This is a genomic window from Pedobacter sp. 10L46_2 (genome assembly GCF_056395165.1).
This window is the reverse complement of the sequence record NZ_JBFTIZ010000408.1, coordinates 1-3,060: the sequence shown is the minus strand read 5'-3', so window position 1 is coordinate 3,060 and position 3,060 is coordinate 1. Positions and strand designations below refer to the sequence as shown.

Annotated in this window: 2 protein-coding genes and 1 pseudogene; 2 read left to right on the top strand and 1 reads right to left on the bottom strand. The window is 39.0% G+C overall.

What is annotated here, in order from left to right:
• Positions 1-1,845 (top strand): outer membrane protein assembly factor BamB family protein (locus AC1DDX_RS25890; protein ID WP_477622865.1); only part of this gene is annotated, 1,845 nt, incomplete at its 5' end.
• 8 nt (positions 1,846-1,853) lie between these two features.
• On the opposite strand, the gene AC1DDX_RS25885 is transcribed toward AC1DDX_RS25890, so the two are convergent.
• Positions 1,854-2,564, bottom strand: coding sequence for a membrane or secreted protein (locus AC1DDX_RS25885; protein ID WP_172662460.1), 711 nt, complete (start codon positions 2,562-2,564; stop codon positions 1,854-1,856).
• A 126-nt stretch (positions 2,565-2,690) separates the two neighbouring features.
• On the opposite strand from AC1DDX_RS25885, the pseudogene AC1DDX_RS25880 reads away from it, so the two are divergent.
• Positions 2,691-3,060: pseudogene (locus AC1DDX_RS25880) on the top strand (phosphatase PAP2 family protein); the annotation flags it as partial.

Here is a 3,060-nt window from a genome sequence, read left to right as displayed (position 1 = left end):
GGTCATGGTATGAGATATATTATTGCTTTTATAATAGTTGTTGCTTCCTTTTTAAATGTGAATGCTCAAGCATTTAAGTATGCCTTTGTAACAGATACACATGTTGGTACTGAAACTGGTGAGGAGGATTTGAGAAGAACAGTAAATGATATTAATCAACAGAATGACCTTGATTTTATTATCGTTACGGGTGATGTAACTGAAATGGGAACTAAGTTGGAAATTAAGCTTGCAAAGGAGATTTTAACCGGGCTCAAAAAACCATGGTATGTTATTCCTGGTAATCATGATACAGGTTGGTCGGAGTCGGGTGGAGTAGACTTTATTCGTGAATTTGGAAATGATAAATTTACATTTGATCATAATGGGTATCGATTTATTGCCTGTGCATCGGGTCCTTATGTGAGGATGTCGGACGGACACATTCCAAGAGATGCCGTAGTGTGGCTTGATGAAGTTTTAAAGAAAACACCAGCAGATATGCCAATTGTATTTATCAATCATTATCCTATTGATAATAGTTTGGATAATTGGTACGAAGCAACAGACAGGATTAAAAAATACAATATTCAATATGCGATTTGCGGCCATGGCCATGCAAACCAGGCAATGGATTTTGAAGGAGTACCCGCAACTATGGGACGCTCTAATTTGAGAGCTAAAGATAGTGTCGGGGGATACAATGTGGTTACAATGCGAAGTGATTCTGTCTTGTTTGCTGTTAAAAAGCCCGGATTGGCGATAGAACCTAACTGGCGTGGTATTGCTTTGGGTAAATTTATTCCCAATAGCAGTGGTAAAATAGTAAGACCATCTTATGAGATAAATGCCACTTATCCGCAGGTTAAACAGACTTGGAATTATCATGCAAGTGCAAATGTGGTACTGACTCCAGCTGCTACTAAGAAACTGGTGGTGTTTGGAAATAGCATTGGTGAGGTTGAGGCATTATCCATAAAAGATGGCAGCAAAAAATGGGGATTTAAAACCGGTGGTGCTATTTATTCTTCTCCTGTAATTGTAGGTAATGTTATTGCATTGGGTTCTGGTGATGGTTGTATTTATGGTTTGGACCTGAATAGTGGAAAGGAGATATGGAAAATTAAAACTGGAGCATCTGTTTTAGGTGCGCCGGTTACTGATGGCAGAGTTGTTTATATTGGAGGAAGTGATCATAATTTTAGAGCTATTGATGCTAAAACCGGTAAGCAAATCTGGAGTTTTGATGGGGTAGAAGGGGCTATTGTAGGCAAACCTTTAATATATCAGGGCAAGGTGCTTTTTGGCTCTTGGGGGCGCCATTTATATGCTTTAGATGAAAGCAATGGTACGTTACTTTGGAAGTGGAACAATGGAAGTGCTAATCGTATGTTTTCTCCGGCGATGTGTACTCCAGTAGCGAAGGATGGCGTAGTTTATTTTGCTGCACCAGATAGGGTACTTACCGCGTTGGATGTTAATAATGGCAATGTTCTATGGAGGAACAAAGAGGCTACAGTGAGAGAATCAATAGGTATATCTGAAGATGGCAGTCTTATTTTTGGCAAAACAATGAACAATGAAGTAGTAGCTTATAAAACACAAACTACAGATCCGGGTGTTCTTTGGCGTTTAGACATGGGATTTGGGTATGAGCATACGCCCTCTATGCTAATTGCAAAAGATAAACAAGTTTTCTTTGGAACAAGAAACGGTGTAGTATATGCTTTTGATCCTGTTAGTCAGAAAACAGTTTGGGCACACAAAGTAGATAATTCTATGGTAAACACCGTAAACGTTATCAGTAAAAAATCTGTTTTACTGGCAACAATGGATGGTGTTGTAACCTTACTTACAGTTAAGTAAAAGTAGACCTATTCATCAACCTTACTCCATACTTCATAGATTTTAGCTCCTTTACTGCTCAATCCACTATGATGCCACTTGCCATCCTGCAATTTTCCATCAAATACTAATGAAACCCCAACACGACTATTGTCTCTTGAGAAAAACTCTATTTGTTCTGTGTATTTTCCATCTTTAAAAGTATATGAACCGCCGCCGGTGCCAGAAAATTCTTTTTTCTCGGGGTCAATAGCTACCCATTGAAATTTCTTGCCTGTAAGGAGTTTGTAAGTTTGGCGGGAGCCGGTTTGATGAATATCAGCAACCTTGCCATCTTCCTGCATTCTGCCAGTTATGCGCCATACGCCCGCAAGTGGCGCTTTCCCATCATCTACACGGTTGAAATTAACACGTCCGTCTGGTACATCCATAGATAGCTTATCCGCAGAAACTTCAAATGGAACATTTAGTTCGCCTCCAACATTGGATGAATCTGAACTGTTAAAATACACCTTTGCTTTAATGGTTCCATTGTTTGCTTCATAACTACCCCCGCGAGACATTATAAACTTATCAGCCTGGTGTATGGTATGTATGAAATAGCCATCTTCAAAAAAAAGCTGATGCTGATCTGTTCCATTGCTGAATTCCCATGCGCCAGTAAGAGCGCTCATTTGGGCCTGAGCTGTAGTAAAGGAAATACTGATTGCAAGTATTAACAAGATGATGTGCCTTTTCATAATGATTTAATTTATAAGTGATTGTATTAAAGATAAAAAACATTCTATGTTTATCTACAGTATTTCTCCAAAATTGTAYCCCATCTTTAATTTGAAATTCCTTGGAGGGAATAAAACGATTAGAAGATGTATAGGAAATTATTAGTTATATTGGTCTTGTTCACAATACCCGGGCTTATTTTTGCCCAAACTCAGGATACATTACAGGAAAAGGGTAATTTTAGGTCAGACTCCAGTATGATGGTTTCGAGTAATTATAAACCCAAAGTTACAGCCTTTATTATTCCAGCAGTATTTATTGGTTACGGTGTGGTATCATTAACCGGTGATAATGTGATCAGGCGACTTGATTATAGCACTAAGGATGAGTTGCAGGAAGACCATCCTTTGTTTGCAGCACATGCGGATGATTATATGCAGTTTGCCCCGGCTGCGGCAGTTTATGGGCTTAATCTCTTAGGCATAAAAGGCAAGCATTCTTTGCTTGATGCTACAC

Bases quoted from the DNA above. Each gene is read 5' to 3' on its own strand.
- AC1DDX_RS25885 (WP_172662460.1), bottom strand. From the start codon at position 2,564: ATGAAAAGGCACATCATCTTGTTAATACTTGCAATCAGTATTTCCTTT.